This is a genomic window from Streptosporangium sp. NBC_01639 (genome assembly GCF_045209755.1).
Classification (GTDB): Bacteria; Actinomycetota; Actinomycetes; order Streptosporangiales; family Streptosporangiaceae; genus Streptosporangium.
Genome location: NZ_CP109272.1, coordinates 5,015,085 through 5,029,707 on the forward strand (window position 1 = coordinate 5,015,085; position 14,623 = coordinate 5,029,707).

Genomic DNA, 14,623 nt, shown 5'->3' on the forward strand with positions numbered 1-14,623 from the left:
CGGGGGTGCCTACGGGGTTCCGGCGGGGATGGATCTTCTGTGGAAGGCCGGGCGGCACAACGGGGGATGGATCTTCTACGGAAGGCCGGACAGCACATATGCGCGGACAGGCTCTTCCTTGCCCTTGAGCGCGAGGTCGCCCAGGGGGCGGACCGTGGGAGGGGGGATGATCTGGTCAAAGGTGCTCTGGCCGATCACGACGGTACCGGGTTCGGCGACGCCCTCCAGCCGGGCGGCCACGTTCACGCAGTCGCCCATCGCGTTGAAGCCGCGCAGCTCGGGACTGCCGATGTTGCCGACCAGCGCGAGCCCGGTGTTGATCCCGATCCTGAACCGGGGGTAGCCCGCCGTCCCGGCCGCGATCTCCTCGGCCGCCTCCTGCATGGCCAGGGCCGCCCGTGCCGCGGCGGCGGCGTGGTCGGCCTGCCGGGCGGGGGCGTTGAACAGCGCCAGGAGCGCGTCTCCGACGAACTGCACGATCGTGCCGCCGTTGCTGAGGATGATGGGCACGGCCGCCGTGTGGTAGCGGTTCAGCATCTCCACGATCTCCCCGGGAGCGGCCCGTTCGGAGAAGCTCGTGAAGCCCTTCAGGTCGGCGAAGAGCGCGGTCAGCTCGACCAGTTCGCCGCCGAGCGCCGCCGTCCGCGGGTCGGCCAGCAGGGAGTTGGCCACGTCCGGAGACATGTACTGCCGGAACAGGGTCGACAGCTCCTGGTAGAGCCGGGCGTTCTCCAGGGAGATGGACAGCTGGCTCGCCAGCGTGGCGGCGAGCGCCGCGTCCTGCGCGGTCCTGCCCACCGGCACCTCCAGCGCGCCGGCGAGTCGGCCTTTCACGGTCAGCGGGTGGACGATCGTGCTCTCCAGGCGGACGGGCTGGTTGCCCGGAAAGTCCCGGGGACCGTACTCTCTGGCACCCATGGCGACACGCCCGTCCGCCACCAGCGTGATGCGCACGTCTCCGTACGCCTGCCGTACCCGGTCCAGGGCCAGGGTCAGCAGTTCGCGCTCGGGCAGCCCGACGCGGGTCTGGTTGCCCGTGTCCACCAGCGCGGCGAGCCGTTCGGACAGCTCCCGTTCGCCGGCCAGTGCCGCACCGGCCCGGTCGAGCACCGCCGCCTGCCCCTCGGTGAGCCCGAACTTGCCGGCCAGCCTGGTCGCGACCGGGACCCTGGACTCGGCCCGGCTCCGGAGGTGGCCGACGAGCTCCTCCAGCGCCTCCTCGTACTCGGCTCTGATCTTCCGGACGGTCGCCGACAGCGCGACCGAGTCGAACAGCCCCGCGCTGCTGCCCTCCCGCCGGAACTGCAGGTGGGCGCTGTAGGCGACGAACACGAAGGCCAGGGTCAGCAGCAGGTGCCACAACCACCACGACAGGTGCCAGTTGTGGCGGTACATTCCGGCGATCATCGCCTCGGCGAGCAGTGCGTACGCGGTGACCAGGCTGATCAGCATGGCCGCCGGCCGGCTGCGGTGGAGCCGGAACATCATCGCGGTCGCCGCCGCGTACAGGACGACCCCGACGGGCTCGAACCCGCCGAGACCGGCGCCCAGCGGGGGAGACGGGTCGCTCAGCGCGGTGAAGCCCGGCACCAGCGAGGCGAGCCCCCAGCCGACGAGCACCAGGACGAGCCCGCCGCGCAGCCAGATCTGCGATCTCAGTACGGCCCGGGCCGCCCGCTCGTTCAGCGGCAGGGCCGAGACGGCCGCGAAGACCGAGGCGATGAGCAGGCCGATCGGCTGGGAGAGGTCGAACCCGTAGCTTCCCTTCGGAAGGATGATCTGCGGCGTGGCCAGACCGTGCAGCAGGAAGAACCCCGCGCTGCTGAGGAAGACCAGCGAGACCAGGAGCAGCCGGGCGTCGGCCCGGCGCGCGGACGCCTGACCGATCATGGCGCCCAGCACCACGTTGATCCCCGCCACGGCGATGATCAGCAGGAAATGGCCGAAGTTGTCGTGCCACTCGATGTTCAGGTCGTCGTGGTTGGCCAGCAGCAGCCAGAGTCCCAGCATCGGCAGGGCGAGATGGATCACCCAGACCACCGTGCGCACCGGCTGGGTCGCCGGAGGCAGGTAGGGACCGGTCCGGGGCTGTCCCTGGATTGGTGCGCTCACGAGGTCGTTCGCCGGCACGGGTGGCCTCCGTGTGATGGGAACCCGCGACGGGCCCCCTGCTGTGTCCGCCCACGCCCACCGGGCGAGGCCCTCGAACGGTCCGATTATCGCCCACCTCGCCGACCTGGCCAGGACATCGTCCGAACTCAAACTGTGATGTTCTGCGTGGCAACCATTAGAACGGTCCAAACGTGAAACACCCGACTCACAGAACACGCCAGATTCCTGGTGTCGCAGAAAGGAAGCCCCGTGGCTTTCACGTTGCCGGGTGGACGCACGATCGCCGTCGTGGCCGTCGGAGTATTGGCTGGAACCCTGTTCACGACAGGCGGCAGCGCCGTCGCGTCGTCGGCCGGTGCGGACGTTCACGCGTGCGTCAACAAGAAGACGCGCTATGCGCGGATCGTCAACCCGACGACCGTGTGCAGGACGACCGAGATCCGGGTGACCTGGGGGGACGGCAACTCCCAGCCCCAGGGCGTCAACACCGCCGGACCGCAGGGCCCCGCAGGCAGGACGGGCGCCCAGGGGCCTGCCGGTCCGAAGGGCGAGCAGGGTTTCCGGGGCGCTCCCGGCCGGAACGGCAGGGACGGTGCCGCCGGTCCGAAGGGTGAGCCGGGTCTGCGTGGCGCTCCCGGTCAGGACGGCGCCAAGGGTGAGGCCGGCGCGCAGGGTCCTGCCGGACCCGCCGGTCCGAAGGGTGAGCAGGGCCTGCGTGGCGCTCCCGGTCAGGACGGTAAAGACGGTGCCGCCGGTCCGAAGGGCGAGCCGGGTACCGGCGGCAGCGTGAAGATCGGCTCCGATTCGGAGTCCTTCAGCTTCTCGGGCGACGGCACCAAGCAGGTCTCCTGCGGCAGCGGCGAGGTCGCCACCGGTGGTGGCTACAGCCTGTCCCAGGTCAAGGGCAACGTTCTCGTCACGGCTTCCGCACCCACCTTCTCCGGAAAGAAGCCGAGCGGCTGGACCGTCTCCATCGACGTGAATTCCAACTCCGGAAACGGCGTCGCGGCCAACTCCGCACCGACCTCCTCGCCCAGCGCCACCCCGAACGCGAACAACCAACTCACCACCGGCGGCCAGAGCGGTTCCAGGATCACCGGCACCGTCTATGTGATCTGCGCCGCCGCCTGACCCGTCCGAAGGAACGGAGACGGCCGGATGAGCGACGGAGCCCGGGGGTTTCCACTGCTCAACGGACATCCTTCCGGGCGACCGGCGGTGAAGTAGGAAACCTCACGGGTAACCGTGGGAACCCCCTCCTTTCCGGGAGGGGAGGTCAACCACCGGCGTTGACGACGTGACTCACCTGTGAAAGTCAGTGGGCCCCTCCCGGCGACGTGCCGGGAGGGGCCCACTGTCCCGTATACGGAACCTCGTGCGGGTGACGGTCAGCCGAAGATGCCCGGCAGGGTTGCGGTGTGGGTCTCCCTGAGCTCGGCGACCGGGATGTCCAGGACGTCCTCGACGGCCAGCGCGGTGCCACCGGTGGTGCCCAGGCCGTAGCAGGGGACCTCGTGGGCGGCGCAGAGCTCGGCGAAGGCTCCGAAGGACTCCGGTGCCACGGTCACCAGCGCACGGGCCGGCGACTCGCTGAACAGGTCGACGAACGCGTCGTCACCCGTCAGGGAGACCGTGCAGCCGATGCCCCGGGCGAGGCAGGCCTCGGCCAGGGCGATCCCCAGGCCGCCGTCGGACAGGTCGTGGGAGCCGGTCAGCAGGCCCTGGGAGGCCGCCTCGGCCAGGACGGTCCCCAGGGCGCGCTCGGCCTCCAGGTTGACCTGGGGCGGCAGCCCGCCGAGGTGGCCGTGGGCCACGTGGGCCCATTCGGAGCCGCCGAACTCCTCCTCCGTCGCACCGAGCAGGACGATCTTCTCGTCCGGTCCGGTGAAGCCGCTTCGGACCCGTCCGGCCACGTCGTCGATCACGCCCAGCACGCCCACGACCGGAGTCGGGTGGATCGGGGTGGATCCCGTCTGGTTGTAGAAGGAGACGTTGCCGCCGGTGACCGGCACGCCCAGGGTCTTGCAGGCGTCGGCCAGGCCGCGCGTGGCCTCGGCGAACTGCCACATGACCTCGGGGTCCTCGGGAGAGCCGAAGTTGAGGCAGTTGGTCACCGCGAGCGGCCGGGAACCGGTCACCGCCACGTTGCGGTAGGCCTCGGCCAGGGCGAGCTGCGCGCCGGCGTACGGGTCGAGCCGGGCGTAGCGGCCGTTGCCGTCCGTCGACAGCGCGATGCCCCGGGTCGTCTCCTCGGCGCCCGGCATGACCTCGCTGATGCGCAGCACGCCGGCGTCGGCGGGCTGGGCCAGCACGGTGTTGCCCCGGACGTAGCGGTCGTACTGGGAGGTCACCCACTCCTTGGACGCCAGGTTCGGCGAGCCGAGGAGCTCCAGCAGCGTCGCCCTCAGGTCGTCGGGGCGGGCCAGTCGCGAGGGGTCGTCGGCGTTGAGCGCGGCCTGACCGGCGGGCTCGTGGAAGGGCCGCTCGTAGATCGGGCCGTCGTCGGCCGCGGTTCCCGGCGGGATGTCCACGATGGTCTCGCCGTACCAGGTCATCACCAGGCGGCCGGAGTCGGTGACCTCGCCGATCACGGTCGCCGGGATGTCCCACTTGGCGCAGATCGCCATGAAGGCATCGATGTCGTCGGGTGTGACGACGGCCATCATGCGTTCCTGCGACTCGCTCATCAGGATCTCTTCGGGCCGCAGCGACGGGTCGCGCAGCGGGACCTCCTCCAGCCTGACGTCCATGCCGCCGGTGCCCTTGGCCGCGAGCTCGGTGGTGGCGCAGGAGACGCCGGCCGCGCCGAGGTCCTGGATGCCGACGACCACGTCCGCCTGGTACAGCTCCAGGCAGCACTCGATCAGCAGCTTCTCCATGAACGGGTCGCCCACCTGGACGCTCGGGCGCTTGGCCTGCGACTCGTCCTCGAACGTGGCCGAGGCCAGGACGGACGCGCCGCCGATGCCGTCGGGGCCGGTCAGCGCGCCGAACAGGACGACCTTGTTGCCCGGTCCCGGGGCGGTCGCCAGCTTGATCTGGTCCTTGCGGAGCAGGCCCACGCAGAGCGCGTTGACCAGTGGGTTGCCGATGTAGCAGGGGTCGAAGACGACCTCGCCGCCGATGTTGGGCAGGCCCAGGCAGTTGCCGTAGTGGCTGATGCCCTCGACCACGCCGGGCAGCACCCGCCGGGTGTCGTGGGCGTCGGCCGCGCCGAACCGCAGCGCGTCCATCACCGCGATCGGCCGGGCGCCCATCGACATGATGTCGCGGACGATGCCGCCGACGCCGGTCGCCGCGCCCTGGTGCGGCTCGACGTAGGACGGGTGGTTGTGCGACTCGATCTTGAAGGTGGCCGCCCAGCCGTCGCCGATGTCGACGACGCCGGCGTTCTCGCCCATGCCGACGAGCAGGGCCTCGGAGGCGGGGGCCTTGGTGCCGAACTGGCGCAGGTGCACCTTGGAGGACTTGTAGGAGCAGTGCTCGCTCCACATGACGCTGTAGATGGCCAGCTCGGAGCCGGTGGGCCGGCGGCCGAGAATCTCGCGGACCCGGTCGTACTCCTCGACCTTCATGCCCAGCTCGACGTACGGCTGGCGCTCGTCGGGAGTGTCCTCGGCCCGCTTGACGGTGTCCAGGTTGGCGGGGACTCCGCCGGGTCGCTCGCTCACAGGTTCACCAGCTTCTTCAGGATGGAGGAGAAGAATCCGCGACCGTCCGTGCTCGGAGCGCCGGTGAGGTCCTCGACTGCGTGCTCGGGGTGCGGCATGAGGCCGACGATGTTCCCGGCCTCGTTGCGGATGCCCGCGATGTCGTTCAGGGAGCCGTTGGGGTTGCCCCCGGTGTAGCGGAAGACGACCTGGCCACCCGCCTCCAGCGCGCCCAGGGTCGCCTCGTCGGCGACGTAGCGGCCCTCGCCGTGCTTGACCGGCAGGACGATCTCCTGGCCCTCGGTGAAGTCGGACGTCCACGGGGTGGCGGTGTTCTCCACCCGGATGCCCTGGTCGCGGCAGACATAGTGCAGCCCGGCGTTGCGCATCAGCGCACCGGGCAGCAGGTGGGCCTCACAGAGGATCTGGAAGCCGTTGCAGGTGCCGAGGACGGGGAGCCCGGCCCTGGCGGCGGGGATCAGCTCCTCCATCAGCGGCGCGAACCTGGAGATCGCCCCGCACCGCAGGTAGTCCCCGTAGGAGAACCCGCCTGGCAGGAAGACCGCGTCCACGCCCTTGAGATCGGGATCCGCGTGCCACAGCGGGACGGCTTCGCCGCCCGCGTGCCGCACGGCGCGGGCCGCGTCCTGATCGTCAAGAGTTCCGGGAAAAGTGACGACGCCCACGCGGGCAGCACTCATGACAGCGTTCCCCTCCACAAACGAGCACCGCGCCGACGTCTCACACATCGGACGACGGTCTGCGGCGGTGTGCCCAGGCTATCCGCTCCTGGAGCGGAGGTGACACGCGGAGTCGTCCGATCGCACAGCTCACCCCGCCGGAACCGGCCGCGAGTCGGGGGATCGGCCGGTGCCGGCCAGGCCGCAGAGCCCCGCCGGATGGAACGGGGCCGGTATGCGGGGCGGTCACACGGCGGCGAGCACCGGGTGGCGGAGGAAGGCGGCGTCGTCGTCCCAGTCGAGGTGCTTGCGCAGATGCACGGTGGTGCCCCGGCCGGGTGCGATGTCGAAGCTGATCTCGTCCACCACGGCCTGCATGATGAGGATGCCCCGGCCGTTCTCGTTGTCCGCCGGGGGGTACTGCTCGGGCACCCTCAGGAGGCCGTGGCCGTGGTCGATGATGCGGACGTCGCAGCGGCCGTGGCCGATCGCGGCCTCGACTCCGTAGCGGTTGGCCGGGCCGCCGTGGCGCACCGCGTTGGCACATGCCTCGGTGACCGCGAGCAGGATGTCGGACACGCAGTCCTCGGTGACGCCGAGCGACCGTAAAGAGTCGCCCAACGCTCTGCGGACCATCGGAATGCCGATGGCCTCCCTCGGCAGAGCCAACGCGAACTCGATATCCACCGGATCCCTCCCGGGCCAGACGTCACCCTGTCAAGGTTTCCCCGCAGAATCCGGGCTAACCGCAAAATAACCTTGATGTTATTTAGTGTTGGTCAAGCTGTGGGATTCCGGCACATCCGGAGTGGGATTTAGCCTGACGTAAGGAAATTTCCTGCGTGATATGTGATGGTCTACGACTCCACAGTCACCGTGTAGTCCTCGATCACGGTGTTGGCCAGCAGGGTTTCGGCCATCTTCCGGACATCCGAAAGGGCGGTCTCGTCGGCGGGGCCTTCGATCTCCACCTCGAACCGCTTGCCCTGCCGTACCGCTGAGACACCGGAGAAGCCGAGCCGAGGGAGCGCCCGGGCGATCGCCTGGCCCTGCGCGTCGAGAATCTCGGGCTTCAGCATGACGTCGACGATGACGCGCGCCACGGTGTTCCTCCTGGTTGCAGCGGGGACGTTCGGCGCCTTAAGCGTAACGGGCTTCTCCGGCAGTTCGTCGCCGGGTCCGGGTGCCCCGCGTGCAAGGGTAAAGCGGGGTTCAGCGGGAACGGGGAGCGTATGGATGCCGGCTCAGGTCTTGCGCACAGGTGCGTGACCTCTGCCACGATGTCCTCAAACGCGTACGAACCACCACCAAACGGATCGTATGCGCTGCGGATCGGCCGGACACGGATGGCGAACCCATCCGGACGGCCCCGAGCACACAGGAGCGGCACGTGACAGCCGAGGCCCCTCGTGGTGCGGAAGCACCTCCGGAGCTCGTCCAGTTGCTGACCCCCGAAGGGGAACGGGTCGAGCATCCCGACTACGACATCGATCTGACGCACGAAGAGATCCGCGGGCTCTACCGGGACCTCGTGCTGGTCCGCCGCGTCGACCTGGAGGCCGTGGCCCTGCAACGCCAGGGCGAGCTGGGCATCTGGGCCTCCCTGCTCGGCCAGGAGGCCGCCCAGATCGGCTCGGGCCGGGCACTGACCGAGGCCGACATGGCCTTCCCGACCTACCGCGAGCACGGTGTGGCCTGGTGCCGGGGCGTGGACCCGGTGAACCTGCTCGGCCTGTTCCGCGGCGTCAACCACGGAGGCTGGGACCCGGCCGAGCACAACTTCCACCTGTACACGATCGTGATCGGCAGCCAGACCCTGCACGCGGTCGGCTACGCCATGGGCATCCAGCGCGACAGCGCCGAGGCTGCCACCATCGTCTACTTCGGCGACGGCGCCACCTCCCAGGGAGACGTGAACGAGTCGTTCATCTGGGCGTCGGTGTTCAACGCGCCCGTGGTGTTCTTCTGCCAGAACAACCAGTGGGCCATCTCCGAGCCGCTGGAGAAGCAGTCCCGCATCCCGCTGTACCGCCGGGCGAGCGGCTTCGGCTTTCCGGGCGTCCGGGTCGACGGCAACGACGTCTTCGCCTGCCTCGCGGTCACCCGCAAGGCGCTGGCCGACGCCAGGTCCGGGCAGGGCCCGATGCTGATCGAGGCCTTCACCTACCGGATGGGCGCGCACACGACCTCCGACGACCCGACCCGCTACCGGGTGGCGGGTGAGCTGGAGGCGTGGAAGCTCAAGGACCCGATCGAGCGGGTCCGCGCCTACATGTTCAAGAACCAGATCGCCGACCAGGATTTCTTCGACGCGATCGACGCCGAGGCCGACGAACTCGGCAGAGACGTGCGCAAGCGCTGCCTCGCACTGCCCGACCCCGAGCCGCTGGCCATCTTCGATCACGTCTACGCGGAACCGCACGGGCTGATGGACTCAGAGCGCGCCGAGTTCGCCACCTACCTGGAGGGTTTCGAGGGATGACGACTCTCACACTGGCGAAGGCGCTCAACGAGGGCATGCGCAAGGCCATGGAGGACGACCCCAAGGTCCTCATCATGGGCGAGGACGTGGGCAAGCTCGGTGGCGTGTTCCGCGTCACCGACGGACTGCAGAAGGACTTCGGCGAGCAGCGAGTCATCGACACCCCGCTGGCCGAGTCGGGCATCATCGGAACGGCGATCGGTCTCGCACTCCGGGGATACCGCCCGGTCTGCGAGATCCAGTTCGACGGGTTCGTCTTCCCCGCCGCCGACCAGATCATCACCCAGCTGGCCAAGATGCCGCTGCGGTCGCTGGGAAAGCTGAAGCTGCCGGTCGTGGTGCGGATCCCGTGCGGCGGCGGCATCGGCGCCGTGGAGCACCACAGCGAGTCGCCCGAGGCGTACTTCACCCACACCGCCGGCCTCCGGGTCGTGGCGTGCTCCAACCCCGCCGACGCCTACACGATGATCCAGCAGGCGATCCGCTGTGACGACCCCGTTGTCTTCTTCGAGCCCAAGCGCCGCTACTGGGAGAAGATCGAGGTGGACACCTCCGCCGATCCCACCGGCTGGACGCCCTTCGACCAGGCCCGGATCGTACGGCCCGGCACGGACCTCACCCTGATCGCCTATGGGCCGATGGTGAAGACCTGCCTGGAGGCCGCGGCGGCGGCCGAGGAGGACGGCCGGTCCCTGGAGGTCCTGGACCTGCGCTCGCTCAACCCGCTGGACGTCGCCCGGGTCACCGAGTCGGTCCGCAGGACCGGGCGCTGCGTCGTGGTGCACGAGGCGCCGGTCTACAACGGCTTCGGTGCCGAGGTGGCCGCCCGGGTCACCGAGAAGTGCTTCTACAACCTGGAGGCGCCGGTGTTGCGCGTCGGCGGGCCGTCCACGCCCTACCCGCCCTCCAGACTGGAGGATCACTACCTGCCCGACCTGGACCGGGTCCTCGACGCCGTCGACCGCGCGTTCGCGTTCTGAGGAGGGGAGGAACGATGAAGGAGTTCAAGCTCCCCGATGTGGGTGAGGGCCTGACCGAGGCCGAGATCGTCCGCTGGCATGTGAAGGCCGGTGACCCGGTCAAGGTCAACCAGATCATCGTGGAGATCGAGACGGCCAAGGCCGTCGTCGAGCTGCCCTGCCCGTTCGACGGCGTGGTGGCGGCCCTGATGGCCGATGAGGGGGAGACCGTCGACGTCGGCAGGCCGATCATCTCCGTCGACGACGGCAGCGCTCCGGTCCCCGCCGCCGCGCCCGTCCCCGAGCGCGTGGAGGCGCTGGCCGACGACATGGTCCCCGCGGTCCCCAAGGAGGAGCGCCAGCCCGTCCTGGTGGGCTACGGCGTGAAGATGGGCACCGCCAAACGCCGGGCCCGCAAGGCGACGTCCGCCCCGCCCGTCACCCGGCCGCCCGTCCGGGAGGACACGGCGCCCGCCGGTTCCCCCGGCTTCGTCGGGGAGGCCGCTCCGGCGTCCCCGTCGTGGCGCGAGCCGGGCACCGCCTCGCGCCCGGGGCGGGGCGCGGTGCTGGCCAAGCCCCCCGTGCGGAAACTGGCCAGAGACCTCGGGGTGGACCTGACGGAGCTCACCGGAAGCGGCCCGCAGGGCTCGATCACCCGGGACGACGTCCACTCGGCGGTCGGAGCGGCCTCCCCGGCCGTGTCGCGGGCCGTACCGGCGGGTGAGGAGCGGATCCCGGTCAAGGGCGTGCGGAAGGCGACCGCGCAGGCGATGGTGGCCTCCGCGTTCACCGCGCCGCACGTCACCGAGTTCCTCCAGGTGGACGTGACCGCGACCATGGACGCGGTCGTCCGGCTACGGCTGCTCCCCGACTTCGCCGAGGTCAAGGTGTCGCCGCTGCTCCTGGTGGCGAAGGCGGTGCTCGTCGCGGCCCGGCGCCATCCGATGATCAACTCGATGTGGGACGAGTCCGCGCAGGAGATCGTGGTCAAGCACTATGTGAACCTGGGCATCGCGGCGGCGACCCCGCGCGGCCTGCTCGTCCCCAACGTCAAGGACGCCCACGCCCTCTCCCTCCCGGATCTGGCCAGGGCTCTCGGCGCCCTTGCCGAGACCGCCAGAGCCGGCCGTACCCAGCCCTCCGAGATGGCCGGGGGCACGATCACGATCACGAATGTGGGCGTGTTCGGGGTGGACGCGGGCACGCCGATCCTCAACCAGGGTGAATCGGCGATCCTGGCCTTCGGCCAGATCAGGGACCTGCCATGGGTGGTGGACGGGCAGATCGTGCCCCGTAAGGTGTGCACGCTGGCGCTCTCCTTCGATCACCGGGTCGTGGACGGGGAGCTCGGCTCGCTCTTCCTGCGCGACGTCGGCGCCATGCTGGAAGACCCGCTGCGCATGCTCGCCTGGAACTGACGGCGAGGTGACGTGAGCCCGCTCCCCTGGGGAGCGGGCTCACGGTGTTTCCGCATGCCCAGACAGGTCAACCTGATTTACTCGGCGTTTGCCGGTCCGCCTCCTCCATGGTTTTTATGGAAAACTTATGCGCTCTCCCCGGGAGACAAGCTTCGCACGCCCTGATTGCCATCTCGTCGACCGTTCCGACCTTCCTGTGGGATTGCTATGGGGTGCGCTTTTGAGAGCGTCTCTGCAGGTCAAGCTCGTTATGTGATTCTATGGAAATTCCGGGTGAAACGCACCGATTCTGATTCCGCGGGCTATCGGAATGATCGATTAAAGCGTCTTCAATGGATGTCGAATTTGGCGATTTGTGCCGTTATGGATGATATGGTCGATATTGGCAACCGGATGAAAGGTCAGCCCAAAGGAGATATTCCATGAGACTGAACATGATCTTCCCGACGAGCCGCGCGCCCCTTGCCGGATGCGGATGCGGATGCAGGCGGCGGCGGTGGCGGCGAAGCTACTGGTGGTAGAAGAATCGAACGGGAACCGGCGGTCACTCCGCCGGTTCTCGTTTTCACCGCCGTCCTCGTCCTCGCCTTCGTCCTTGTCCTCGTCCGACGGAGCCGAATCGGTGGTGGACTCCCCGCCCGCTGTCGCGCCGTCGGTCGCCCTCCGGGAGGCCTTCCGGAGGTTCTGGCCCTTCACCCACGGCATCCGCAAGCTGTTCGCGGCCGGCGTCGTGCTGGCGATCGTGGCGGCCCTCTGCGAGGTCGCCGCGATCGGGCTGTTCGGGCTCATCACGGACGAGGTCCTCAGCCGCGGGAACCTCGGGGCGTTCTGGGGGCCCGCGTCCGCGTGGCTCGGTCTGGCGGTCGTCGCGGGCCTGGCCTCCTTCACCGGTTCCTACGCCACGGCCCTGGGCGGCGAACGCTTCCTGCTACGGCTGCGGGACAGAGTGTTCTCCCACATCCAGACGCTCACCCCGGACTTCTTCGACAAGCGCCGACTGGGTGACCTGATGGCCAGGCTCACCAACGACGTCGAAGCCATCGAGGAATTGGTCGGCTCCGGTCTGGTGCGGCTTTTCACGACGGCGGCCAGCGTGGTCTTCTTCGCCGGAGCGGCCTTCTACATCCGGTGGGACCTGGCACTGGTCACCTTCGCGATGGTCCCGGCCTTCCTGATCGTCTCCAAGGTGTTCGCGTCGAGGTTCAGAGACGCCGCCGCGCGCGAGCGGCTCAGCAACGGCACCATGAGCAGCGTCATCGAGGAGAGCCTGGCCAACCAGTCCCTCGTGCAGGCCTACAACCGTCAGGAGGCCGAGGCCCGGCGCCTGCACGGTGAGGGCCGCACCTGGCTACGGGCCAACCTCCGCCAGGCCGGGCTGTCCGGCCTGTACGGACCGGTCGTCCAGGTCATCGAGACCGTCTGCATGCTCGTCATCATCGGGTTCGGCGCATGGGAGATCGCGGCCGGACGCCTCACCATCGGCGGGCTGCTCGCCTTCGCCGCCTATCTCGCCTACCTCTATCCGGCGGTGCAGAGCCTCGGGCAGCTCGCGCTCACCGTCTCCGAGGCGGCGGCCGGCTCCGACCGTGTCATCGAGATCCTGCGGACCCGGCCCACTCTCACCGACCGCGACGCGGCGACTCCCCTGGCCGGGCGGATCCGCGGTCAGATCGACTTCGAGGACGTCGGCTTCACCTATCCGGACAGGACCGACCCCACGCTGCGCAACCTGTCCTTCAGCGCCGGCCCGGGCGAGCTGATCGTGTGCACCGGACCCAGCGGTGCGGGCAAGTCCACCCTCACCAAGCTCCTGCTGCGGTTCTACGACCCCACCGCCGGGCGCATCCTGCTCGACGGAGCCGACATCCGCGACCTGGAACGTCGGTCGCTCCGCGACAACATCACCATCCTCCAGCAGGAGAACCTGCTCTTCTCCGGGACCGTGCGCGACAACATCGCCTACGGCCGTCCGGACGCCGCCATGGACGACATCGTCCGGGCCGCCGTCATGGCGGACGTGCACGACTTCATCGGGACGCTTCCCCAGGGATACGACACGCCTCTCGGGCAACGCGGCCGGCTCGTGTCCGGAGGACAGCGCCAGCGGATCGCCATCGCCCGGGCGATCCTGCGCGACGCCCCGGTCCTCGTCCTCGACGAGCCGATGACCGGACTGGACTCGCCTACCGCGGCCCGGATCATGGAACCTCTCAGGCGGCTCATGTCCGGCCGTACGACCATCCTGATCACCCATGATCTCCGCCTCATCCCCGAGACGGCACGCATCGTCGTCCTCGAACCCGTCCGGAGCCCCGTCCGGACGAGGATCAGACTCTCCGAACGCCGTGGCACGACAGTGCGCCCGGTCTGAGAGCGGTCCCCGGCACACGGTTCCAGGGGGCCACGGCGGCCGGGTTCCGATATGCGCCGGGCATCCGGGAGCGCTCCGATAGGCGCCGTACGGGGCGGGCAGGCTTCGGTATGCGCCGGGCGTCCGAGTCGGGTTCCGATATGCGCCGGGCATCCGGGAGCGCTCCGATAGGCGCCGTACGGGGCGGGCAGGCTTCGGTATGCGCCGGGCGTCCGAGTCGGGCTCCGATATGCGCCGGGCATCCGGGAGTCGCGATACGCGTCACGTGCCGGACGGTGGGAAATACGGTGAGCCCGCTCCCGAAAAGGAGCGGGCTCATCATGAAGGCGAACGAATCCGTCCGGCTCGACCGCTGAGTACGGCCTGCGGAAAACGCCGCCGAATTTCCGGCCCGGGGCTGTTTCCCCGGGCCGGCCGGGTGAGGAAGGCACCTCTGTCCCGGTGTTGCGTGCTTAGAGCGGGTGGCCTATCCGGCCACGGATCACCACCAGTCGCCACCCCAGCCGCCCCAACCTCCGCCGCCGCCCCAGCCGCCGCCGCAGCCGCCGCCGCATCGGCAGCAGCGATGACAGCGACAGCAGCAGCGCCGTCTCCAGCAGCCGCCGCAGCCGGTGAGGAACCCCGTGGCCGTGGTGGCGGTCTGGACGGCGGGGGGTGAGGCCACGGTGACCGATGCCTGTGCGGGACCTGCGGCGAGTGCTCCGGCGAGCAGCCCCGCGCTCATCATGCTCGCGATGAACGAGGCAGCAGTCTTGGTTTTCATGCGGTCCTCCGGTTTTCACGCGAAGACGGATCCGTCCTCATGGATTTCTGGACAATTCACAGACTGCCGGAGGCGAAGCGATCAAGACACCGCAAAGCACTTATGCTTTGGCAAAGCACCACATAGCTGTATAAATAAGAAATAAATTGAGCATATCAACTCATTTCTGGACAAATAGTTCTACCCAT

At 69.1% G+C, this 14,623-nt stretch carries 12 protein-coding genes; 6 read left to right on the forward strand and 6 right to left on the reverse strand.

The genetic code is table 11. The features are described from left to right. Positions 1-75: 75 nt before the first annotated feature. Complete coding sequence (locus OHA77_RS22940) at positions 76-2,130, reverse strand: adenylate/guanylate cyclase domain-containing protein (protein ID WP_406311575.1); 2,055 nt, start codon at positions 2,128-2,130, stop codon at positions 76-78. 231 nt (positions 2,131-2,361) lie between these two features. On the opposite strand from OHA77_RS22940, the gene OHA77_RS22945 reads away from it, so the two are divergent. Further along, on the forward strand, positions 2,362-3,243 hold the full coding sequence (locus OHA77_RS22945) for a hypothetical protein (RefSeq protein ID WP_406311576.1): 882 nt from the start codon (positions 2,362-2,364) through the stop codon (positions 3,241-3,243). Between the two features lie 257 nt (positions 3,244-3,500). On the opposite strand, the gene purL is transcribed toward OHA77_RS22945, so the two are convergent. The 4 genes from purL to purS all read right to left on the reverse strand — a co-directional run bounded on the left by purL (position 3,501) and on the right by purS (position 7,545). Then, on the reverse strand, positions 3,501-5,783 hold the full coding sequence (purL, locus tag OHA77_RS22950) for a phosphoribosylformylglycinamidine synthase subunit PurL (protein WP_406311577.1): 2,283 nt from the start codon (positions 5,781-5,783) through the stop codon (positions 3,501-3,503). Continuing rightward, positions 5,780-6,463, reverse strand: a complete 684-nt coding sequence (gene purQ / locus OHA77_RS22955) for a phosphoribosylformylglycinamidine synthase subunit PurQ (RefSeq protein WP_326826222.1) — start codon at positions 6,461-6,463, stop codon at positions 5,780-5,782. The genes purL and purQ overlap by 4 nt, the downstream gene beginning before the upstream one ends. A gap of 225 nt (positions 6,464-6,688) precedes the next feature. Further along, a complete protein-coding gene (locus OHA77_RS22960; protein ID WP_326826221.1) occupies positions 6,689-7,129 on the reverse strand; it encodes an ATP-binding protein in 441 nt (146 codons plus the stop codon). Positions 7,130-7,299: 170 nt separating this feature from the next. Further along, positions 7,300-7,545: a phosphoribosylformylglycinamidine synthase subunit PurS gene (gene purS, locus OHA77_RS22965; RefSeq protein WP_326826220.1), complete on the reverse strand. Its 246-nt coding sequence runs from the start codon at positions 7,543-7,545 to the stop codon at positions 7,300-7,302. 287 nt (positions 7,546-7,832) lie between these two features. Here purS and pdhA point away from each other — a divergent pair, with 287 nt between their 5' ends. From pdhA to OHA77_RS22990, 5 genes are all read left to right on the forward strand, one after another. Then, positions 7,833-8,924: a pyruvate dehydrogenase (acetyl-transferring) E1 component subunit alpha gene (pdhA, locus tag OHA77_RS22970; protein WP_326826219.1), complete on the forward strand. Its 1,092-nt coding sequence runs from the start codon at positions 7,833-7,835 to the stop codon at positions 8,922-8,924. Next, positions 8,921-9,904, forward strand: coding sequence for an alpha-ketoacid dehydrogenase subunit beta (locus OHA77_RS22975; protein ID WP_406311578.1), 984 nt, complete (start codon positions 8,921-8,923; stop codon positions 9,902-9,904). The genes pdhA and OHA77_RS22975 overlap by 4 nt, the downstream gene beginning before the upstream one ends. A gap of 14 nt (positions 9,905-9,918) precedes the next feature. Then, positions 9,919-11,301, forward strand: a complete 1,383-nt coding sequence (locus OHA77_RS22980) for a dihydrolipoamide acetyltransferase family protein (protein WP_406311579.1) — start codon at positions 9,919-9,921, stop codon at positions 11,299-11,301. Between the two features lie 273 nt (positions 11,302-11,574). Continuing rightward, positions 11,575-11,727, forward strand: a complete 153-nt coding sequence (locus OHA77_RS22985; RefSeq protein WP_326826216.1) for a hypothetical protein — start codon at positions 11,575-11,577, stop codon at positions 11,725-11,727. A gap of 169 nt (positions 11,728-11,896) precedes the next feature. After that, positions 11,897-13,672: an ABC transporter ATP-binding protein gene (locus tag OHA77_RS22990; protein WP_406311580.1), complete on the forward strand. Its 1,776-nt coding sequence runs from the start codon at positions 11,897-11,899 to the stop codon at positions 13,670-13,672. 481 nt (positions 13,673-14,153) lie between these two features. Here OHA77_RS22990 and OHA77_RS22995 read toward each other — a convergent pair whose 3' ends face one another. Continuing rightward, positions 14,154-14,435, reverse strand: a complete 282-nt coding sequence (locus tag OHA77_RS22995) for a hypothetical protein (protein WP_406311581.1) — start codon at positions 14,433-14,435, stop codon at positions 14,154-14,156. Positions 14,436-14,623 lie beyond the last annotated feature (188 nt).